At 53.3% G+C, this 20,539-nt stretch carries 18 protein-coding genes; 11 read left to right on the top strand and 7 right to left on the bottom strand.

What is annotated here, in order from left to right; genetic code table 11:
• Positions 1–6: 6 nt before the first annotated feature.
• Complete coding sequence (gene hisN, locus LAT75_RS00865) at positions 7–783, bottom strand: histidinol-phosphatase (protein WP_291480721.1); 777 nt, start codon at positions 781–783, stop codon at positions 7–9.
• Between the two features lie 385 nt (positions 784–1,168).
• Between hisN and LAT75_RS00870 the strand changes: the two genes are divergently transcribed.
• From LAT75_RS00870 to LAT75_RS00900, 7 genes are all read left to right on the top strand, one after another.
• On the top strand, positions 1,169–1,693 hold the full coding sequence (locus tag LAT75_RS00870) for a hypothetical protein (RefSeq protein WP_291480722.1): 525 nt from the start codon (positions 1,169–1,171) through the stop codon (positions 1,691–1,693).
• A gap of 322 nt (positions 1,694–2,015) precedes the next feature.
• The gene (gene secD, locus LAT75_RS00875) at positions 2,016–3,839 is read left to right on the top strand and encodes a protein translocase subunit SecD (RefSeq protein WP_291480723.1); all 1,824 of its coding nucleotides are present in this window, start codon (positions 2,016–2,018) and stop codon (positions 3,837–3,839) included.
• A gap of 50 nt (positions 3,840–3,889) precedes the next feature.
• Complete coding sequence (gene secF / locus LAT75_RS00880) at positions 3,890–4,798, top strand: protein translocase subunit SecF (protein ID WP_291480724.1); 909 nt, start codon at positions 3,890–3,892, stop codon at positions 4,796–4,798.
• Between the two features lie 32 nt (positions 4,799–4,830).
• Positions 4,831–5,172: an STAS domain-containing protein gene (locus tag LAT75_RS00885; RefSeq protein WP_291480725.1), complete on the top strand. Its 342-nt coding sequence runs from the start codon at positions 4,831–4,833 to the stop codon at positions 5,170–5,172.
• Between the two features lie 217 nt (positions 5,173–5,389).
• On the top strand, positions 5,390–6,667 hold the full coding sequence (locus LAT75_RS00890) for an adenylosuccinate synthase (protein ID WP_291480726.1): 1,278 nt from the start codon (positions 5,390–5,392) through the stop codon (positions 6,665–6,667).
• A gap of 21 nt (positions 6,668–6,688) precedes the next feature.
• Positions 6,689–7,825, top strand: a complete 1,137-nt coding sequence (locus LAT75_RS00895; RefSeq protein ID WP_291480727.1) for a RuBisCO large subunit C-terminal-like domain-containing protein — start codon at positions 6,689–6,691, stop codon at positions 7,823–7,825.
• A gap of 28 nt (positions 7,826–7,853) precedes the next feature.
• Positions 7,854–8,315 carry a cupin domain-containing protein gene (locus tag LAT75_RS00900; RefSeq protein WP_291480728.1) on the top strand — a complete coding sequence of 154 codons (462 nt, stop codon included), beginning with the start codon at positions 7,854–7,856 and terminating at the stop codon, positions 8,313–8,315.
• On the opposite strand, the gene LAT75_RS00905 is transcribed toward LAT75_RS00900, so the two are convergent.
• Entirely contained in the window at positions 8,312–10,303 is a 1,992-nt protein-coding gene (locus LAT75_RS00905; RefSeq protein WP_291480729.1) for an AAA domain-containing protein, read from the bottom strand. The genes LAT75_RS00900 and LAT75_RS00905 overlap by 4 nt on opposite strands.
• 47 nt (positions 10,304–10,350) lie before the next feature.
• On the bottom strand, positions 10,351–13,476 hold the full coding sequence (locus LAT75_RS00910; protein WP_291480730.1) for an AsmA-like C-terminal region-containing protein: 3,126 nt from the start codon (positions 13,474–13,476) through the stop codon (positions 10,351–10,353).
• Positions 13,477–13,745: 269 nt separating this feature from the next.
• On the opposite strand from LAT75_RS00910, the gene LAT75_RS00915 reads away from it, so the two are divergent.
• Both LAT75_RS00915 and LAT75_RS00920 read left to right on the top strand, forming a co-directional pair.
• A complete protein-coding gene (locus LAT75_RS00915; RefSeq protein WP_291480731.1) occupies positions 13,746–13,958 on the top strand; it encodes a hypothetical protein in 213 nt (70 codons plus the stop codon).
• A complete protein-coding gene (locus LAT75_RS00920) occupies positions 13,948–14,277 on the top strand; it encodes a type II toxin-antitoxin system RelE/ParE family toxin (RefSeq protein ID WP_291480732.1) in 330 nt (109 codons plus the stop codon). Before LAT75_RS00915 ends, LAT75_RS00920 begins: the two co-directional genes overlap by 11 nt.
• 125 nt (positions 14,278–14,402) lie before the next feature.
• On the opposite strand, the gene LAT75_RS00925 is transcribed toward LAT75_RS00920, so the two are convergent.
• Entirely contained in the window at positions 14,403–16,088 is a 1,686-nt protein-coding gene (locus LAT75_RS00925; RefSeq protein WP_291480733.1) for a TlpA disulfide reductase family protein, read from the bottom strand.
• A 70-nt stretch (positions 16,089–16,158) separates the two neighbouring features.
• Between LAT75_RS00925 and LAT75_RS00930 the strand changes: the two genes are divergently transcribed.
• Complete coding sequence (locus LAT75_RS00930; protein ID WP_291480734.1) at positions 16,159–16,521, top strand: hypothetical protein; 363 nt, start codon at positions 16,159–16,161, stop codon at positions 16,519–16,521.
• 177 nt (positions 16,522–16,698) lie between these two features.
• A complete protein-coding gene (locus LAT75_RS00935; RefSeq protein WP_291480735.1) occupies positions 16,699–16,842 on the top strand; it encodes a hypothetical protein in 144 nt (47 codons plus the stop codon).
• Positions 16,843–16,887: 45 nt separating this feature from the next.
• Here LAT75_RS00935 and LAT75_RS00940 read toward each other — a convergent pair whose 3' ends face one another.
• The 3 genes from LAT75_RS00940 to argC all read right to left on the bottom strand — a co-directional run bounded on the left by LAT75_RS00940 (position 16,888) and on the right by argC (position 20,525).
• A complete protein-coding gene (locus tag LAT75_RS00940; protein WP_291480736.1) occupies positions 16,888–17,778 on the bottom strand; it encodes a GntR family transcriptional regulator in 891 nt (296 codons plus the stop codon).
• Positions 17,779–18,269: 491 nt separating this feature from the next.
• A complete protein-coding gene (argJ, locus tag LAT75_RS00945) occupies positions 18,270–19,472 on the bottom strand; it encodes a bifunctional glutamate N-acetyltransferase/amino-acid acetyltransferase ArgJ (protein ID WP_291480737.1) in 1,203 nt (400 codons plus the stop codon).
• A 9-nt stretch (positions 19,473–19,481) separates the two neighbouring features.
• Positions 19,482–20,525, bottom strand: coding sequence for an N-acetyl-gamma-glutamyl-phosphate reductase (argC, locus tag LAT75_RS00950; protein WP_291480738.1), 1,044 nt, complete (start codon positions 20,523–20,525; stop codon positions 19,482–19,484).
• Positions 20,526–20,539 lie beyond the last annotated feature (14 nt).

Consider the following 20,539-nt stretch of genomic DNA (forward strand, 5'->3'; position numbering starts at 1 on the left):
GAATTTTTATTGATGGTTTTTAAAAATATGAAGCAGTTCGTTTTTCAGAGCGGGTGCGCAGGAGAATCCGTTTCCGCCGTCGATGCGGGCTGTACCGCTTAGATCGGTAAACGAACCCCCTGCCTGCTCTATTACAGGAAGCAAGGCCGCGGCATCCCAAAGGTTCAGCACCGGATCCATCATTATATCAGCGCGGCCGGTTGCAACCATTAAATGGCCGTATGCATCCCCATAAGTGCGGTGCGTGCCTACCTGATCGAGCAGGTGTTCGAATGAATTACGGTAACCGTAGGTGCGGAAATACTGAACATCGGAGGTCATCATCGATGCTTTACTCAAATCAGTGCAGTTTCTCACCTTAGTTGTTACCCCGTTGAGGTGTGCAGGTATCCCTTCAGCTCCGGCAACAAGTTCTTCCATAAATGGTGCATGAATGACCCCGACAGTCGGTTTACCGCCAATTGTTATGCCAATAAGATTGGTGTACAGGGGGATGCCGTGGATAAAGCCTACCGTACCATCAATAGGGTCGAGAATCCATTTTATTTCAGCATCCGGCTGATGCGTACCAAATTCTTCGCCGATAATACCATGTTCGGGAAACGTTTCCATGATGAACGCGCGCATGGCCTGCTCTGCCTCACGGTCTGCTATGGTAACCGGCGAATCATCATCTTTACTGATTACCTCTACATTTTTGCGAAAATATTTGAGCGTAACTTCACCTGCTATTTTAGCAGCCTTTATTGCAGCCTCATGTAATGAATCAACGATATAGCTCATCAAAACCTGTTTTTTAACTCCTGAATAGAAAAAAGACGGAACAGTGCTCATTGCAAACAAAGTGTTCAGCCTTATAAAATACCTAACTTACACGACTTATACCTTCATCACACTTTATATTCAGGCCAAAATTAAACCCACTTAATTAAAAGCGCTTTTTTACCCACTTCAACTTAAAAATAAAAGCCAATTAAACCCATAGTCATTAAAAATTATTGATTTGTGCCTGCAAATGATTAGTTTAGGTGAAGTTCATGATTATTTAAAGTTTTCGTGAACCTCTTATTGATATAACAGTCGAATCAAATAGAAAGGCACGTTCCCGGACCGGAGCGTGCCTTATTTTTTTGTTGTTGCATGGCCCAAGGCTTGCTATCTTTGCCGAATGCAAAAATTCTTCGGTATAAAACTCAGGCTTTCTGTTGTACTACTGGTACTGGGAGGCTTTATGCTTACCCATCTGCCGCAGCATCAGGCAGTAAAAGAGTACAACTCTTTCAGCAACTGGGTGATGCAGCACCTGAGTGAGAGAACATCGGATGCCGGAGCCGATACCCTTCGCAGTGAAAGCCTGCGAACCCTGCTCAACGAAATGATGTCCGGAAAATCGGGCACCGCCAGGGAAAAGCCTTCTCAGGAAGACCGCACGCGGATGATTCCTTTTTTATATCTGGCCTGGTCTCAGCATCACGACGCAAGCGATATGGCCGGCACCTTTTCAAATGACCGGCTGAGCTTTCAGCTTATTTTCAAGCATCATGCCGCAGTGCTTAGCGGCATACTTTTTAGTGCTTCAGGCCACGAAACCCATCCCCGTTTGCGGGCCTGTACCCTTCAGCTCCGCATTGCCGGGTTTCTGCCTTTTTCTATGCGTGCCCTCATAAGCGGGCAATTCGTAAACGCACCATAGCCCTCCTTTTGCCTCACTGCGGCCCCCAATCGGGTACTTTTTCAAAAAACCGCCGCACAGTAGCAGTTCCGAAGCAGTTCAGGCAGATGCTTCTAAATCTTGAGCACCTACTCTCCGCGAAAAGATCGTTTGACTGAACGTACAGTTCCGCAACCCTCTGATTCGGGACCTCCGTTAGTCCGCACAACTGCTGCCAATTCACCTCATTTACACCAAACCAAAAAAGCGGGTTCTCCGCGCCTGCCGGTTTTCAGCGGATTCAGACCCACTGTGAACAACCGGCCGGGTTTTCAACTAAACCACCAATAACCTTCCTATATCCATGAAACAAACAAGCTCTACCAAGATTTTATTTATTCTTGGCTTCCTTGTTCTAACAGGGTACTATCTTCAGTTCAGTGTTCGCCACTGGCTGGAAGAGCGCCATATCAACTCCCTTTCACCGGAAGAGCAGGTTGAATACCGCTTTGCAAATGCAGAACGGCTTACCAACCTCCGTACAAACGCCCTCAGCTTTGGTCTTGACCTTCAGGGTGGGATGTATGTAACCCTCGAGCTGGCTACCGGTCAGCTGATAGGGGAGCTTGCCCGTGAGCAGCGTGACGACTTGTTCGATGAAGTTCTGCAGGCTGCAACCCAGCGTTCGCAGGAAACCAACATCGATATTGTTGCTGAGTTCATAAATGAGTTTGAGCGTCGTGACCCTGGAGCCCGCCTCAGCCGTTACTTCCACATGAACACCGACGAGCTCACCCGCGCTTCTACCAACGACGAAGTCCGCACTTACCTCGAAGCACAGCGCAACCGCGCCGTTGACCGCGCTGTTGAGATTATCCGCAACCGGATTGACCGATTTGGTGTTACTGAGCCCTCTATCGTTCGTTCAGGTGCCAACCGGGTTGTTGTAGAGCTTCCGGGTGTTGATGATGATCAGGACCGTGTACGAAACCTGCTCCGTGGTACAGCCAGGCTTGAGTTCCGTACCATGGCCAACCCCAACGAACTTCGCAGCACCTTCGAACGTGTGGTTCAGATACTCACTGAAACAGAAGTTATTGAGGATGAAGACGGCGAGAGCCAAACCATCACCCGTAACCCGCTGGGCAACCTGCTGCTTGATATCGGCGGGCCTGATGTACGATTCGGCTATGCTACCGCTCAGGATACAGCCGCAATCAACGCACTGCTTGCCCGTGAGGCCGTTCAGCGCGTAATACCGGCTAACATTCAGCTGATGTGGGGAGCCCGCTCCGAGAATATCGGTACCGGCACTCCGATGCTGCCGCTGCTTGGTGTTCGCTCACAGGTTGAGCTTACCGGTGATGTAATCACCGATGCGCGCCCCGCATTCGACCCTACAACCAACGCTCCGGAAGTTTCCATGAGCATGAACCGTGAGGGTGCGCGTACCTGGAGCATGATTACCGCAGCCAATATCGGCCGGCCGGTAGCCATCATCCTTGACGGCATGGTGTACAGCTATCCGACCGTACGCACACAGATTGCTGACGGCCGTTCATCCATCAGCGGTCTCGGCGGCCTTGCCGAAGCGGAAGATTTGGTTAACATTCTGCTTTCCGGTGCGCTTCCTGCTCCACTGGAGATCATCGAAGAACGCACCGTTGGTGCTACGCTGGGTGAAGCTTCCATCCGTGCAGGCTTCAATTCAGCACTGTTCGGCCTTATGTTGGTTGCCATTTTCATGATCATGTACTACCGTACTGCCGGCGGTATTGCGAACATCGCCCTGATTCTGAACATCGTATTCATCCTCGGTATTCTCTCAGCCTTTCAGGCTACGCTAACCCTGCCCGGTATCGCTGGTATCGTACTTACCATCGGTATGGCGGTAGATGCCAACGTACTGATCTTCGACCGTATCCGTGAAGAGCAGCGTGCCGGAAAATCTCTGATTGCTTCCATTGAGAGCGGTTATGCAAACGCCATGAGCGCGATTCTCGATGCCAACATCACAACATTCCTGACCGCTGTAATTCTGTTCAGCTTCGGGATGGGGCCGATCAAAGGCTTCGCCGTAACCCTTATGGCGGGTATTGTAGCCTCCCTGTTCAGTGCCATTGTGATCACCCGCGTAGTTGTAGACTGGCTGGCTCGCGGCAAAGGTAATGCCATGAGTTTCGGTTAAGCCCGGCACTCCTCATTCATTAATCAAGCAATCAGAAATTCATACACATTATGAGAGTATTTGAAGACCCAAAATTTGAACTTATCCATAACCGTAAGATCGGATACATTATCTCGTCGGTTTTGGTAATCCTTTCCATAGGTGCCATCCTGGTGAAAGGCCTGCAGTTCGGTATCGACTTTCGCGGCGGTACTGAAATTGTTGTAGCTTTTGAAGGCAGCTCTCCCGCTGTTGAAGAAATCCGCAACATACTCACCGATCCGCTCGGCAGCGCACCTGAGGTAAGAACATTCGGCGCGGACATTAACATTCGTACCGATGTTGACCTGAGCAGCAATGAAATTCAGCGCATCATTGTGGAATCTTTGGCAGTAAGCTTTCCGGGTAACACCGCTGAAATCATCAAAACGGACCTTGTAGGACCCCGTTTTGCAGAAGATCTGAGAAATGCCGCGCTTCAGTCTGTATTGTTTGCGCTGGCTATTATCTTTATTTATATCCTCATCCGGTTCAAAAAATGGTACTACTCAGCCGGGGCAGTTGCTGCACTCGCGCACGACGTTATCATCACGCTTGGTTTATTCACCCTGCTTTACGACGTAGTGCCGTTCAGCCTCGACATCAACCAGGCCATCATTGCTGCTTTCCTCACCATTGTTGGGTATTCGCTTAACGATACGGTAGTTGTATTTGACCGTATCCGGGAGAATTCCCTCATCTTTAAAACAGAGGCGTACGATAATATGGTGAACAGAAGTGTAAACAATACGCTGAGCCGAACATTCGTAACTTCTGTTACGACCTTGATTGCTGTAAGTATTTTGTTTTTCTTTGGAGGAGAGGTGCTTAAAGGATTATCTTTCGCCTTGATTTTAGGGGTAATTCTTGGTACATATAGTTCGATCTTTATCGCAAGCGGCCTTGTTGTCGATCTTCAGCTAAAAAAGGCTAACTCCTAACATCATCCAACATACACTTTTAGAGGTAAACCATGAGTTTTAATCTTTCCGAGCGCTACAACTGCAGCGTAATAGAGTTTAAAGGCAATGTTATGGGTGGCCCAGATGCCACCAAGCTCAATGAAACCCTGCACGAGCTGATCGATAAGGGTCATAAAAATGTGGTCGTTGACCTAAAAAAAGTAGCTTTTATGAACTCTTCAGGTCTTGGGATGCTCATCGGTGGTCTTACCACTATGCGCAACGCAGGCGGAGATCTTCGTATAGCCAACGCAACTAATAAAATCGAAAGCCTGCTGATTGTTACAAAACTGATCACGGTTTTCAAGCATTTTAAATCAGTTGACCTGGCGGTTGAATCCTACGCTGAGTAGACAGGTTTGAGCTGTATTTAACTTTCAAAAAAGACCGGACCACGCTGGTCCGGTCTTTTTTATGGTAAACTGAAATACAATGATTTTTATGCTGCTGCCCTTTACGGGGTCGTTTTTTACTCCTTGATTTTATTAAGGTGTGCCTCGGTACACCTTTTTTTGTGGGTTTAAGCTCCGCAGTTGTTTACTGTACACTTCATTTAGTTTAATTCATATAATGGCTGTTCGTGTAATTATTGGCGCTCAATGGGGCGACGAAGGAAAAGGAAAAATTGTAGACCTGCTTGGGGAATCAACCAATTGGGTAGTAAGGTATCAGGGCGGGGCCAATGCCGGCCACACCATTAAGTTTGACGGAAAAACCTCTGTGCTTCATCTTATCCCGTCCGGGATATTTCACTCAGGCACCTGCTGCGTTATTGGCAACGGGGTAGTTATTGACCCTGCCAAACTGCTCGAAGAAATCCGTATGGTGCGTGAAAAAGGTGCTGTGCCTGAGAAGCAGCTCAAAATCAGCGCATCGGCGCACGTTATCCTGCCCTACCACAAGCAGATGGATATCGCCCGTGAAAAATCGAAGGGTGATGCGGCCATCGGTACAACCGGGCGCGGTATCGGGCCTGCTTACGTGCACAAAACAGCACGCACCGGCCTGAGAATGATGGATCTGCTCGACCCTGAGTCGCTCAAGTTCAAGCTGGGCTTCCTGCTCGAAGAAATCAACATTCAGCTCAAGTACCTGTATCAGCTTCCGGAGCTGAGCACAGGGCCGCTGCTCGAAGAGCTCACCTCATGGGGTGAAGAGCTTCGCCCCTACATCTGCGATACCTCTCACGAGCTGCACATGGCTTACGAGCGGGGCGAAGAAATCCTGCTTGAAGGCGCACAGGGCGCCCTGCTTGACATCGATCACGGCACTTATCCCTTTGTAACCTCTTCTTCACCCACTTCCGGCGGCGCCTGTACCGGCACCGGCCTGCCCCCTACTGCCATCAGCAAGGTGATGGGCATCACCAAGGCGTACTGCACCCGCGTAGGCAACGGCCCTTTCCCGACCGAGCTGCACGATGCCGAAGGTGAAAAAATCAGGCACATCGGCCGCGAATTCGGTGCCACTACCGGCCGGCCGCGCCGCTGCGGCTGGCTCGATCTCGTAGCCCTCAAATACGCAACCCGCATCAACGGCATCAACGAACTGGCCGTAACCAAGCTCGATGTGCTCAACACAATGGATGTGGTCAAAGTCTGTACTTCCTACAAAATCGGCGACGAAGAAACCACAATATTTCCCAAAAACGCCGTTTTGCTGAGCAAGGTAAAACCGGTGTACAAAAGCTTTGAAGGATGGAAGCAATCCGTAGCCGACTGCAGCAGCCGCGACACCCTGCCGGCTCAGGCTAAGGCGCTGATTGATTTTATTGAAGCTGAAATTGGTGTTCCTGTAAAAATAGTCTCCACAGGGCCCGACCGCTCTGAAACACTGGTCGCACTATAACGACGAATTTTTCCCCTATCCATGATCATTTCCGAAAACCGGTTTACGGTTCACTATTTGATTCGGGCCGTCTCAGAATCTGAGGCGGCTCTTTTTTGCAGACGCATAGCCTACGAACAAAGCGTGGAACTTCCTGATGATGTGCTCAGCGATGAAATCCGCGGGCATATTGTCGGGCAGCTCACCAAACTTGAAAACGACCCACAGGACGGCACCTGGCGTGCCTCCATCAGCTATGCGGTTGATTCTGTGGGAGATGAGGTCTCACAGTTTCTGAATGTGCTGTTCGGCAACATGTCGCTTTACCCCGGCGCGCTGGTGGTGGGCTGCAAATGGGACGATATACCCGCACATATTCTGCCCGGCCCCAAAGCAGGGCTCACTGGCGTAAGGAAACAACTGGGTATCAGCAGCCGTCGGGCACTCAGCTGTACTGCCCTCAAACCCATCGGTCTGGAAACCCGGGAGCTGGCCCATTTCTGCTACAGCTTCGCACTCGGTGGCATAGATATCATCAAGGATGATCACGGACTCGCCAATCAGGCGACCTCACCCTTCGCAGACCGCCTTGCGGCCTGTACCGATGCCGTAAAACGGGCTGCGGACAAAACCGGCCATCTTGCGGCTTACTTCCCGAACATCACAGCCGACGGCTCCGAGACCCTGCGCCGCTACGAGCAGGCTTACGAAGCCGGAGCGGGCGGCGTGCTGCTTATGCCGCATTTGTGCGGCCCTTCCACCATGACCGAAATCGCGAAGAGCGGCATCCCCTTACCGGTGATGGCACACCCGGCTTTCTCCGGGGCTTATGTGCTGAACGGGCAACAGGGCTTCACACCTGAATTTCTTTATGGCACGCTATGGCGTAAACTTGGCGCTGATTTTGTAATCTATCCCAATGCCGGCGGACGCTTTTCCTTTTCCGAGGCGGCCTGCCGTGCCATCAACGAAAACTGCCGGCGGCCGCTTGGCAGCATCGCGGCCGCCATCCCAACCCCCGGCGGCGGTGTTCAGCGCGACACCCTCCCTGCCCTGCTCGCCGGCTACGGCCCCGACACCTGCTTCCTTATCGGCGGCAGCCTGTATCAGCACCCGCGCGGCATCGAATACGCAAGCCGGGAGCTCACCGAACTTTTACATGAGGGACCGGCATCCTGACTCTTTATTGCCAATTATTGAATTCAAAATGAAGAAAAATTCCAAGATTATCCGCAGAACTGAAGACGGCTGGCAAGGCGTTGCGTCCAAAACTTACAAAACGAGCGGAACCAATTTTAAGGACATCACCCGGTTTTCCCTGCTGGGCGAAGGCGAAAATGAACACGAGCTTAACATGCAGACGCGCGTGTTTCGGGTTGAAGCGGGCGGCTATTCATCCCTCGAATACCACCGGCATCCGCACTCGGTCATGATTATCGAAGGCAGCGGCTCTATGATTTTGGGTGATGAGGTTCATGCCCTAAGCACCTTCGATGTGGTGTACATCAGCCCGGAAACCCTCCATCAGTTCCATGCCGATGCCGGCGAGCCCCTTGCCTTCATCTGCATTGTGGACCGCTACCGCGACCGGCCTGCGGTTCCAGACCATTCCGCACTGGATGATTGGCTTGGCAAAGATACCGAAGCGCGCAAAAAAGCGCGGCTCTAAGCTTTTTTATTGCCGGATATTTTATTCTGCCGGAGCTTCAATAGCAAATTCCCCAAAAACTTCCCTTTATACACGCGGTGGATGTGATCCATATCGGCAAGCACCACCATGTGTTTTTTAGCCCTTGAAAAGGCCACGTTGAGCAGGCGCGGCACGCTGAGTCCGTTCTTGGTTTCATCAAACGGCCGCACGGAAAAATGCCGGCGCGGCTGCGTTTCCCCGGCACCGCTCATCACCAGATCAAATAAAATCGCTTCTTTCTCCCGCCCCTGAAAGGTGTGAATGGTGCCCACTTCCACCCCGCTGAAATTCGTACTGTAGAGCTCGCGGCGGTAATCCCACACCACGCTCCGGAACGGCACAATGATACCGATTTGCGAAGGGTGCAGCTGCTCATTAATCACGAGCCGCTTCACCAGCTCCATCACCAGATTGCGGTGCACTTCATTCACGGGCCGGAAGCCGTACTCCGATTTCGGCGTGTCAATCCACGGTCCGTAGCGCATGGTATTAACCAGATGCACGCTTACGTCGCTCTTGGAGGCCTGCGCATCCCGCAGGCTCAGCTGCTGTGAGGGGGCATGCAGGATGGCGTCGGCTTTGCCCGATTTCAGGCGGCCGTCGTAGAACACCTCGCTGATGACCTCCGCGAGATCGTCCTCAAGCCGGTACTGCGTATCAAAAAAGCAGGTGATGCCGGGGTTTTCATCCTTCCACACAAACAGCTGTTCCATGCTGTCGGCCTCTGAAGCCATGGTGTACACATCCTTCTCAAGAAAATCGCGGTGCGTGTGGTTGTTCGTTGTAGCGATGGGCGGCAGCTGCATGGGGTCGCCGGCGAAAACGATGTGCTCCTTGCTGCGCGAGGCCAGCACCAAAATGTAGGGGATGCTCGCCATCGAAGCCTCATCAATCACAACGGCGTCGAAATTCAGGGAAGGCAGGATGTCGGAGGTGCAGACCCGCGCCAGGGTTGTGGCAACGAGCTTCTTGCGGACAAGCTCGCGGTAGCGCAGCTGCTCGAGCTCGGTCGCTACGGCTTCGCTTGCGTCTTCGTTATCGGTTTCATCGAGATGCAGGGTGAGCATTTCGTACTCGTTCTGCAGTTTGGCGGGCATTTTCCGGCCGCTCTTTTCGAGCTTGGTCCGCATCTCTTCGAGCATTTTGAGCCTGATTTGCTGGCTGGAATCGAGCGTTTTGCCGATTATTTCACGGCGCCGGGCGTCGAGCTGCTCATCGAAGCTAAGCTGTGCGAGCAGGTCGTTTTCGAGTGCGGCCTCTCCGAAACGGGTAATGCGGTCGGGCTCTACCTGCAGCTGAAGCTGCTGAAGTGCCTGCATTACGCTGAGCAGGCCCACATCAACGGCGCGGTTGGTGTTGGAGGCAAACAGCACTTTCTTGCCCGCTTTAATGTAGTTGGCCACCACAAACCCCAGGGTAGCGGTCTTGCCGGTACCCGGCGGACCCCAAACGTAGGTTACGCGGTTGCTCATGGCTTTTTGGATGGCCTCCTGCTGCGCCTGATTCCGGTAGCCGTCGTGCAGAATCTGCGCGGTCTTATCCCCTGCTTCGGGAATATCCCCAAAAATTTCGGTGAGGCGCTCAAGCTGTGCCGAATCGCCGGAGTCCGACAAATATTCGAGCTGCTCGAGCGTCCGCTGCAGCACGAAGTCGTTCACCCATTCCACTTCACCCTGAATGAAGGGCTCCTCCGGGCGCTTGTCGAAGCGGACAATAATGTGCTTCTCCTCTATGCGGACAACCTCCCCGCTTATGGGCGGATCGGCAGAAATGAGGGAGAGTTCATCCACATGCTCGAAAGAAGGATTGCTGCTGTCGAAGCGGTAGGTGTAGTCTTCCTCATCTTCCATAAACTCAGGCGCGGTGAGCACATCCCGCCGGGGATGCTGCTGCACCGCGCTGATTTCGTCTTTTATCGCCTCAATCGCCTCTTTGAGAAGCTTCCGGACTTTCTTTGTTCCGCTCATTTATTTTTTTGCTCTGAGGTTACACATCTCCGGAAACCTCTGCAAGATTAATTTCCAAACAGATTGCGAAGGGTGTTGCGAACGGCATCGCCGGCGGCATCGCGCAGAAAATCGGCAACGGAGCGGGTAATTTCCTCGGTATCGGGCCGCACCTGCGGCGATTCGGTAGTGCCGCGAATCAGCAGCGGAACCGGAATGTTGCCGTCTTCGCGGGTGAGGGCGCGCACGCCGTCGCGGGTAATAACCGGCTCAAGTACCTGACCGAAGCGGCCGGGCAGCACCACAACCGTACTGTAGCGAAGCGCTCCGGTTTCGAGATGCTGCGTGCCGTTGAGCTCAACACCTATATCGGCCGAGGTGAGGTTGAGGTCACGCAGGGTCATCACACTGTTTTCGATGGTGAAGCTCGAGTTGAGGTCATCGAGGCGAAGGTCGCGAAGCTCCGGCGAACGGAGCAGGTCAGCCACCTGAATCTGCGTGGGATGATTGCGCATCCGCGTGCGCTCCATCGAAAAACTACCGTTTGAGCGCATGCTCGGGATTACGGGATCGAGGAACACATCCATCTCCGTGAAATATTCGATGGTCGTGCTGAAGGTTCCGGAGAAGTATTCGTGAAGGTCTTCCATACCGGCTGGCTTCACTTCACGGAAGAAGTCTTCGGCGGTAAGCCCCAGCAGGGCGCCGTTAAAGGTGATTTTGGTGTTTTCCGGATCAGGCACTTCCCAGATCAGGTTTCCGTTGGCGCTGCCGCCGAAAACCTGCGCCACGGCATCCAAAATGCGGATTTCCGTATCGGTGCTGTTCACCCGGCCCGCAATACTGCGGATGGGAACGCCGAGAAAAATGAGCTCACCGATCTCCACATCCATGTTCATCACAAGGCGCGGCAGGTGTATGGGGAAAGGCTCGGGTTCCGCATCGGGAGGAAGCGGCTCCCACTCGTAAATCTCATCCACATGAAGCAGGTTGGATCTGAAGGTCGCGTTGAGCGTTGCCAGCTCAGGGGTGCTGTCGTCGATGAGGCGCATGTAGTTACGCAGCTCGCCGGTGAAGTTGAAATCGGAGGAGCCCATCATCATTTCAAAACGGCGCAGCTCTACGTGTTCCTGACTGAAAACCATGTTGGCGTTCGAGATGCTGACCGGCTGCGGCAGGGAATCGCCGGCTACGCTGAAATCGGTGAGGCGGAACAGACCGTTGAAGCGGAGGTCTTCGGGCGTCATTGGCGGACCGGTAACGCGCAGGTCCACATTCGCACGGCCGGCAATCTCGCTGATATACGGCTGAAGGTCCGCAAACTCGGGCAGCTCGCCCAGGTTAAACTCCCCGGCTACGGTGAGATTCACGCGCGGCGCATCGGTGAGGTAATCGTTGATATCGCCGTTGGCCGTAAAGTTATTGGTACCCGTGCGCACGGTACTGCTGGCAATGCGGATGCGCTCACGGGTGATGCTCGCTTCGAAGCCGATGGTGTCGAGCGGCTTCGGCAGCAGGTGATAATGAACGGAACCCTCGCGCAGGCTCAGGTTTCCGTTAACGGACGCATTTTCGATATCGGCAAGCAGCCCTGAAGCGGTGCCGTCGAAGCGGAAAATGCCCCGAAGCCGCAGGGTGTCTTCATCTATCGGGTAAAAACGGGGGATGCTGCCGAGGTCAGCGAAAATGCTGGCATTGAAATCGAAGCGGGTGCGGTCTTCGTTGAGGGGCTCGCGGATGGTGCCGCTGGCGCTGAGGGTATTTTCGGCAGCCCGCGCCGCGAAGGATTCAATGGTGACGAGCTGCTGCGTAGCGGTGAGCACGACGTTGATGTCACGCACCGGCTCATCCAGCTCCATGTAGCGCACAAGGCCGTTTTCGAGGCGCAGGGCAGCGTTGAAGCGGGCATTTTCGGCATCCGCGAGGAGTCCGCTTGCAGTGCCGTTGAGGGTCATTTTCCCTTCGAGCTCGAACTCATCAACCGGATAAAAATTCCGGATGGTTGCAAGGTCGAGGTCAAGATCGAAGGCGAGATCAAAGTCGGCGCTGTCTTCCAGCGGATTGTTGATGAAGCCGCTGGCCGAAAGCGAATTGATATCCGCAATAGCCGAAAAGCGCTCGATCACGACGCGCTCGTTGCGGGCTTCGATGCGGATGTTGATCTCCTCGATGGCCGAAGCAACGCCGGGGTAACGGATGAAGCCGTCATCAACGCCGATCACAATTTCGAAATCGGGGATGAGGTCCTCACCGAGCCGGCCGTTAACCTGACCGCTGAGCACGAGCGAGCCGCGGGTTTCGACGCCCTGAAGGTCTTCTTTGAAGGCATCGGGCACAAGTTCGAGCAGGGCACCGAAGTCATCTGAGGAAGAGCTGAAGGCGAGCTCGAGCAGCATGGCCTCTGAAGTGTAATCGGCAATGACGCCTTCGAGGTCGAGGTCGAGCCCGCGGATGTTGAGGCGGCCTGACTCGATGGTGACGCGCTCGCCGGCAAGGTCGAGCACCGAGCGCTGACTCAGGCTGAAGGGCAGATTGGTGAGCAGGCGGTCGCCTCCGAAAACGACGCTCAGCCCGGCAACACGGGCATCGACATCAGTGGTGATAAACTCGCCCAGGCTGATGGCAATTTCGGCTTCGAGGCCGCTCAGGCGCACATCGGTCTGCTCGTTGAAATCCTGAAAAACGATCTCTGCGCCACGGATGCGCATGGCTTCGAGGTCGATTTGGGCCGTTGAGGCTTCGGCCTGCGGCTGGTCTTCTGCGGTCTCAAACTGAGCCAGCAGGCTGTCGAGGTTGGTGGTACCATCCTCAAAAACGATATAGCGCAGCAGCGGATCGTTGATATCGAGGCGGGAAACGCTCAGGTTTCCGGAGAGCAGCGGGAAGAGGTCAACGACCAGCACCAGCTCCTGAACCCTGGCGATGGAGGCGTGTTCGGCACTGTCGCTGCCGAGCATGGCGGGCGATTCCGTATCGGGCAGGTCAAAGCCCTGAATCACGAGTCCGAAACTGGGAAAGGTGCGGAACAGCGTGTACGACATCCGCTCGACCTGCACTTCGCGGCCGGTCATTTCATTTATGGTGGGAAGGATGAGCTCTTTAAGGCGCTCATCGGTGAGGTAGAAGCTCAGCGCAATTAAAAAAACGGCAATCAGTGCTATCACTGCGCCGAATATTTTCAGGAATAGTTTCATGGGAGGGTTGCCTGATGAGATTTTTGGGGCGTAGATTGTAACTGTGCAAAATACGCATTTTAACGCACATTTGGGGGATGTGGTCTGAGGGGAATCAGGCGGGATGGGGGGATAAAACCGGGAAAACGTTTTGTTTAATCACTCGCTACAGCGAACCCTTTTTGATAGTTAACACCGGATTAATTGATCGGTTAGTTAAACTGCATCTTTGCTCCCTTTCCAGCTTTACGTTAAATTGACAATCATATCCATTAAAGCTGAGCATCATTATGAAACAGATCACACTCAAGGTTGATGAAAACAGATTCGCCTTTTTTTTAGAACTCGTAGGAAGTCTCGATTTTGTAGAAATTGAGGACGGTTCAGGCGACACGAAAGAAGAAATAACAGCCAACCTTTCACAGGCAATGAAGGAATTAAAGGCTTACCAAAAAGGAGAACTAAAGGGAATTCCAGCACAGCAGCTTTTGGATGAAATTTGAAATTATTGCATTGCCTCACTTCAGGCGTGAGCTAAAGAGGCTATCAAAAAAATACCGCTCCTTAAAAGCTGATCTTACAGTTTTGTTTGAAGCTCTTTCAACTAATCCAACTTTAGGGACTCCTTTAGGCAAGGATATATACAAAATCCGCGTCGGTATTTCCTCCAAGGGAAAAGGTAAGAGCGGGGGTGCCCGAATAATTACATATGTGCAGGTGGATCAAACCACGGTGTTGCTTGTTTCTATCTACAGTAAAGGGGATAAAGACACCATATCGGACGATGAAATACGAGAAATTCTTAACCAATCCAATCTGTAAGAATGCACGTGTTAAAAGTTAATCCCTCACAATGCTGAGCAAGGCCCGTTTTTTTGGTTCAATGTTTCTTCACAACAATTTGTACCAGATGGCTATTTTTTTGAAATGAATACTAATACTGACTTTCAACGCAGCTCAAAGCGGTAACGCACCTCCCCTTCCTCATTGGTAAACTGCCCGGGCAGCGGCAGCTCAGCGGGTTCACCATTCACAAAAATCCGCAGTTCCAGGGCTGTTTGTCCGGAGCCAGACATGCGGTCGTGATCAGCCGAAAGCCCGCGCACCCAGTTGCCCTCATGCAGGTACAGCGGGATGCGGCTTCGGAACGGGAGCCCTTCCCCCTGCACCTCAACGCGAAGCTCTTCCGCCTCAGCACCGGCAGATGCCACAAAATCTGCGATCACAGCTTCCGGAATTCCGACCACTACATCTCCTTCCAGCAGACGCTGCGCGCGGATTTCATCGAAGCCGATCTCTGCCGAAAGACGCCGCTCCAGCTGAAAACCCCGAACTGAGGTTTCTGTGATGATGCCTTCATCGTTCAGCAGCATGGTTGTGGGCCAGGCCCTGATGCCGTAAAGCTCGTTGAGGGCATTGGTTTCCGAACCATGACTGATGAGCTGCGGCCAGCCCAGTTCCCATTCCTCCACGAACCGCTCCAGGGTTTCGCGCGTGTCGTTGGCGATGCCGATAAACTGAAACTCATCGCCCAAAAACAAGCGCCAGGCTTCCTTCAGGTAGGGCATTTCGGCTATACAGGGTCCGCACCAGGTCCCCCAAAAATCCAGAAAAACCCACTTGCCCAGCTCCTCATCGAGGGAAATGAGCTCGCCGCTGAGGTCTTCCTGCTCAAACGCCAGCGCACGCATCCCGGCCTGCGTGCCGCGCTGTTCATCATAATCGGGTACGTACCGCAGCACCACTTCGCTGCCGTCAAAAGCCGCCGAAACAAACTGATACGCGTGCTCCCCAAGCTTCAGGAACTGACCCGGCTTAGCAGGCTCTGACCACTCCCCGCCGGCTGACCTCACCTGAAGCATGTCGCTTTCTTCTCCGAACAGTGCGCTCATAAAATGGTTGTGCAGGCCTGCTTCAAAGCTTTCACCGGCTATGGTAAGTTCTCCCTTAAAATGCTCATAGTAGCCGTAAAACAGTACCGGACCTTCAATGCCGGGCATGTTAAATCCGGCCGGGATATTCAGCCGGAGGTTCCGCTGAAGCCGGTGAACGGCTCCCTCACGATACACCTCAAAGTTGACGGGCAGGGCAAGCGGCTGAGATTCCGTATCCTGCATCGAAAAGGCCGGTACCTTAAACATTTCCGCATCTTCGAAAGTGTAAGGTGCCTCGTCGCTGTACATCACAAAGGCGTCGCCGGCTTCATCCACCCAGCTGAGCAGCACGGTGTACAGCCCGAGCGGCTGATCCGTGAGCTGCTCCGGGTTCACACCCCACGAGTTGAGGGCGTTGTGCACAAAAGCCGAATCGAGGGTGCCGGTGATGTACGACTGCCAGGCATGCTGCACAAAGTCGTGTGTTACATAAAGCAGCTGCACCTCTTTCCCGCTGAGGTGCTCCGGCAGGCCTTCGGGCACCGGGTACGATTTTTTCCAGGGGTTTGCATCATCCAGCTGCCGCAATATGCCGGAAAACGGGGTGAAATCGCCGAAACCCTGCGCAAGCTCCATGCTGATCCGTATTTCCTCAGGAGGCTCGGCCACTGCCGCTTCAGCTTTCAAAATAAAAGCGAGGCATACCCAAAAAAGCAGCTTGAGAAAGATGATGCGGGTCAGAGTCGGGAAGGCATTCATGGCAGAAGGATTATGTGGAGAGTAAAACTAAACTGACGCTTAAACTATTGATTTGTATCAGCAGGTTTGAATGAAAAAACAAAAATTTACAAAGCGTGTGTTTAAAGGCAGAGCCTGTTCGCTTTCCTGTGAACCCATCCCAAGTCATTTTGTTCGGCAAAAAAGCAGAGAAATAATTATGATACAATCACTTAAAGATCATCACAAACCCAACATCAGCATGATTCAGGTTCATTCTACCGGCAAATTTATCTTTCCCTGCCTTATAGCAGTGCTACTGCTTCTTGGGCAAAGCTGCGGGATACCGGCTCTGATGCTGATCCTTACATTGACTTCAACTCAAAGCTCCTTCTTCAACTGGAGCTGGAGCCGGATGAGAACCGGCCCGCACCCGGCGATGTTTTCACGGCCACTTTATCCGTCAGAAACCTGAGCGGCAGCCCGATTGCTATGATGACTTCGACGCCTGTTTTCAGCAGCGTGTATGTAAGGTAACAGCATTGTAAGGGTACAGGGAACACTGCTTTACGGACCTGACGTACCGGGATTTTACGAAATCGGTGCAGGCGAAACGCTGGTTCAGCAGTACGAACTAAAAGCCGGAACCCTCGTGTATGATTCAGCAAGCGATACTTACAAAAACAAGCCGCTCTCCAAAGGTCGCTACGTACTGCATCTTGACCCTAACGTTGTTAAGCTGAACAACGAGCTCGTAAATCTTCCGGGTTTTGAACAAGTGTTTGTAGTGCAGTAATTTAAGACCCGGTTCATTCCCTGAAATTCCCTCAATCTCCCCCAGTCAGCCTTCTTCCCACAGTTCGCCGCGAATAAAGGCAGCGCTTCGGGGATTCAGTTCGTAGCTGAGCAGCCTTCGTTTGCGCTCCGGCAGGGCGGCTTCAGCCACGCGGGCACAGCCGGGCGTGTAGAATACAAGATCGGCTTTGTAGGCCGCCCCGGGCAGGCTGCGCTTCTCAAGCTTATAAGCGTCGGGCTTTACTTCGGCCCTGAGTATCTGACTCAGCTCTTCTTCCAAAAAGGGCAGGCTTTCAGCTTCCATAGCAAGCAATACGACCGACTGCAGGCCAGCCCGCTCGGCTACGGAAAGCATCAGATCATAGGAAAGTCCGAACACGATGGGGATGATGCGGGCATCGTCGCTCTCACTTGCAAAGCCGTGGTAATAGCGCAGTGGCACCAAAATGGCGTCGAAGTTTACCCGCCCCGAAATGTCGCCGGCGGTTATGGGTGCTGATTTCACCCCAACCACCTGTTTAATGCAGCCGGCAAGCATCTGCGCCAGTTCAACAGTCGGCCCCGCCGTTGCACAGGCCTGAATACGCTCGGGCCAGTCCACAAAATTGAGCTGTTCCTGAAACAGGGTTTCGATTTCTTCTTCATCAAGCCCGTAGCCGATCAGCTCTTCGAGCAGCTGACGGAATTTCTCGGCGCCTTTTTCCAGGCGCTCGGATTTATCGAGCAGTGTACGCGGACTCGAAACCACATAGCCCCGCTGATTGCTTTCCAGCAGGCCTTCCTCGGCCAGCAGCTGATAGGCCTTGCGCACCGTGTGGAAGCTGGCTTCGAGCTGCTTGCCCAGCACGCGTGTTGAAGGCAGCACTTCCCCGACCTGAAATTGCCGGGTGGCGATCAGAAGCCGGATACGATCAGCGATGTGTTTGTAAGATTTCATCTGCCTGTTGTGGTATTAGAGGAAACAAACCCATCACAAGGGTTCGGGTGAGGAGCTTGTGTATTTATAGTAAGAATTACTGCTCAACTTCAAGACAGTGACATGAAAAAACGCAGTATTTCCGGTTGAGGAAATATATTTCTTATCCGTGGATTATACACTTCTCCTTAAGTACACCTGAATTGTACAGACACAGGCTAAACATGAAATTCGATACCTGATTGACTTCAGCCCGGTAGCGCCCGACATCCAAAAAGCAGGGGCTGCTCCGCCGATTTGGGATGTCGGAGCAGGCACGAAAGACCGTGATGCTCACGGAGTTTCCCCCAAATAAACGGAGGCTGAAGCGCAATGCATGCTGATTCAGGTATGTTCCGCCGGTTAGGTTACACTTGTGTGTTCTTGCCCGGTTGGATTAAGCGCGTAACCCAAAGGGAGGAGTTCTGCTTTATTCAGTACAGCTGAGTTGTACTGAATTCGTGACGGGCAGCCTAAGTTGTGTACTCTGCGTTGATGCGCACGTACTCGTAGCTCAGGTCGCAGCCCCAGCCGGTGGCTTCGGCATCTCCCTGATTGAAATCGAGGGTGATGCGCAGTTCGGTTGAGCGCATCATACGTTTAAGTTCACCGAGATTCACACGAAGCGGCTGACCGCCTTCCAGGATTTTCATTTCCACACCGGAACTGATGTACAGGTCGGTTTTATCGGGGTCGAAGTTAACGCCTGCCCGGCCGGCTGCGGCGACAATGCGGCCCCAGTTGGGGTCGCGGCCAAACATCGCGGTTTTCACCAGGGCAGAATCGGAAACCGTGCGGATAATTTGCCGGGCCTGCTCCCGCTCCGGTAGCCCCTTCACCCGGTATTCGATCAGTTTGGAGGCCCCTTCGCCGTCGGAGACAATCATTCGGGCGAGGTGTTCGCAAAGTTCGTGCAGTTTGCTTTTGAAGAGGTCGTAATCCGGTCCTTTTTCGGTGATTTCAGGATTTCCGGCGGCACCGTTGGAAAGAATCGCGACCATATCGTTGGTCGAGGTATCGCCATCCACCGTAATCATGTTGAAGGTGTCATCCACCACTTCGGCCAGCATTTCCTGCAGCAGGGCGGGTTTTATGGCGGCATCGCACATGATGAAGCCGAGCATGGTGCCCATGTTGGGATGAATCATGCCGGAGCCTTTGGCTACAGCGCCCATGTTGATCTGCGTTTCACCCAGGTAAAAACTCACGAAGCCTTCCTTGGGGAAGGTATCGGTCGTGAGGATGGCGCTCGCAAGCAGCGACCCGGCGACTTTGCGGCTGGTTAATTTTCCGGCATTTTCACGGATTCCTGCCACAATTTTTTCGGTGGGAAGCTCGCGCCCGATTACCCCGGTTGAGGCAACCAGAATCTGCTCTCTGGGGATCCGCAGCTCTTCGGATACCGCAGCTACCATAGCCTGTGCCCCGAGATACCCCTGCTGACCCGTGCAGGCGTTTGCGTTGCCCGAGTTGATTACAATGGCCTGAATTTTTCCGCCTTTGATGTGTTCGCGGCAAATTTTGATGGGTTCGGCTACAACCACATTCCGCGTAAAAACCGCGGCGGCTGAAGCAGGCTCATCCGAAACGATGAGTCCGAGGTCCCGGCGCTTGCTTTTTACACCGGTGTGCGCTCCCCAATATCGGAAGCCGCGAACGTTGGTTATGTTTTCCATAGGTGTAGGTCAGGGACAAACCGGACTGCCCGTGAGGCCGGCTGTCTCCTCCAAATCGTTGATTAAATTCATGTTCTGCACGGCCTGCCCGGCGGCACCTTTCATCAGGTTATCAATCGCACTGATGGTAATAATGCGGTTCGTGCGGGCATCATAGCTTGCGTAAATATCACAAAAATTCGAGGCCCGAACAAAGCGTAACTGCGGCGATTGCGGCCTCATGCGGATAAAATATTCGCCTCCGTAGGCTTTTTCGTACACTTCGCTCAGGGTTGCGGCATCAACCGGCTTCACCGCGGTGCTGTAGGTCGCGGTAAGGATGCCGCGGTTGACCGGCAAAAGGTGGGGGGTGAACTGCGCCCGTACTTCGCTGCCGGCGAAGGCTCCGACGCTGAGTTCGATTTCCGGGGTGTGCCGGTGTGTACTGATGCCGTAGGCACTGAAATTGTCGTAGGCGTGCGGGAAATGGGTGTTGTCTTTGGGGCTCACGCCGGCTCCGGTAATGCCGGACTTCGCATCAATCACGACAGAACGGGCATCGATGAGGCCTTCCTTCACCAGCGGGGCCAGCGGCAGAATGGCGGAGGTGGGGTAGCAGCCGGGGTTGGCGATCAGGCGGGCATTGCGGATTTGCTCCCGAAAAAGCTCGGGCAGGCCATAGGCTGCGTCTTTCACCAGTGACGGAATCACGTGTTTGGTATCGTACCACTGCTCGTACACCGAAACGTCGGAAAGGCGGAAGTCGCCCGAGAGATCCACTACTTTGCACGGCAGCGGATGGTGCTTTTGCATGAAGGTCATCGATACCCGGTGCGGCAGGGCCAGAAAAAGGGTGTCGAGTTCGGCAAGGTTGATGTCATCCAGCGGCTTGAGCTGAATGGCGGTGAGGCCGGCCAGCTGCGGATGAATGTCGTGCAGCCAGGCGCCGGCATTTCGCTCTGAAGTTACGGCTACCAGCTCTGCATTCGGGTGCTCAAGCAGCAGCCGCACGAGTTCAGCGCCGGTGTAGCCGGTAGCGCCGGCAATGGCGACTTTAATTTTTTTGGTGCTCATGGGGTTGGGGTGTA

Origin of the sequence: Cyclonatronum sp., assembly GCF_022565315.1 — a bacterium.
GTDB lineage: Bacteria > Bacteroidota > Rhodothermia > Balneolales > Cyclonatronaceae > Cyclonatronum.

What these genes read in the sequence shown, in the direction of transcription:
- hisN (WP_291480721.1), bottom strand. Translation starts at nt 783, where the DNA reads ATGAGCTATATCGTTGATTCATTACATGAGGCTGCAATAAAGGCTGCT.
- LAT75_RS00870 (WP_291480722.1), top strand. Translation starts at nt 1,169, where the DNA reads ATGCAAAAATTCTTCGGTATAAAACTCAGGCTTTCTGTTGTACTACTG.
- secD (WP_291480723.1), top strand. Translation starts at nt 2,016, where the DNA reads ATGAAACAAACAAGCTCTACCAAGATTTTATTTATTCTTGGCTTCCTT.
- secF (WP_291480724.1), top strand. Translation starts at nt 3,890, where the DNA reads ATGAGAGTATTTGAAGACCCAAAATTTGAACTTATCCATAACCGTAAG.
- LAT75_RS00885 (WP_291480725.1), top strand. Translation starts at nt 4,831, where the DNA reads ATGAGTTTTAATCTTTCCGAGCGCTACAACTGCAGCGTAATAGAGTTT.
- LAT75_RS00890 (WP_291480726.1), top strand. Translation starts at nt 5,390, where the DNA reads ATGGCTGTTCGTGTAATTATTGGCGCTCAATGGGGCGACGAAGGAAAA.
- LAT75_RS00895 (WP_291480727.1), top strand. Translation starts at nt 6,689, where the DNA reads ATGATCATTTCCGAAAACCGGTTTACGGTTCACTATTTGATTCGGGCC.
- LAT75_RS00900 (WP_291480728.1), top strand. Translation starts at nt 7,854, where the DNA reads ATGAAGAAAAATTCCAAGATTATCCGCAGAACTGAAGACGGCTGGCAA.
- LAT75_RS00905 (WP_291480729.1), bottom strand. Translation starts at nt 10,303, where the DNA reads ATGAGCGGAACAAAGAAAGTCCGGAAGCTTCTCAAAGAGGCGATTGAG.
- LAT75_RS00910 (WP_291480730.1), bottom strand. Translation starts at nt 13,476, where the DNA reads ATGAAACTATTCCTGAAAATATTCGGCGCAGTGATAGCACTGATTGCC.
- LAT75_RS00915 (WP_291480731.1), top strand. Translation starts at nt 13,746, where the DNA reads ATGAAACAGATCACACTCAAGGTTGATGAAAACAGATTCGCCTTTTTT.
- LAT75_RS00920 (WP_291480732.1), top strand. Translation starts at nt 13,948, where the DNA reads ATGAAATTTGAAATTATTGCATTGCCTCACTTCAGGCGTGAGCTAAAG.
- LAT75_RS00925 (WP_291480733.1), bottom strand. Translation starts at nt 16,088, where the DNA reads ATGAATGCCTTCCCGACTCTGACCCGCATCATCTTTCTCAAGCTGCTT.
- LAT75_RS00930 (WP_291480734.1), top strand. Translation starts at nt 16,159, where the DNA reads ATGAAAAAACAAAAATTTACAAAGCGTGTGTTTAAAGGCAGAGCCTGT.
- LAT75_RS00940 (WP_291480736.1), bottom strand. Translation starts at nt 17,778, where the DNA reads ATGAAATCTTACAAACACATCGCTGATCGTATCCGGCTTCTGATCGCC.
- argJ (WP_291480737.1), bottom strand. Translation starts at nt 19,472, where the DNA reads ATGGAAAACATAACCAACGTTCGCGGCTTCCGATATTGGGGAGCGCAC.
- argC (WP_291480738.1), bottom strand. Translation starts at nt 20,525, where the DNA reads ATGAGCACCAAAAAAATTAAAGTCGCCATTGCCGGCGCTACCGGCTAC.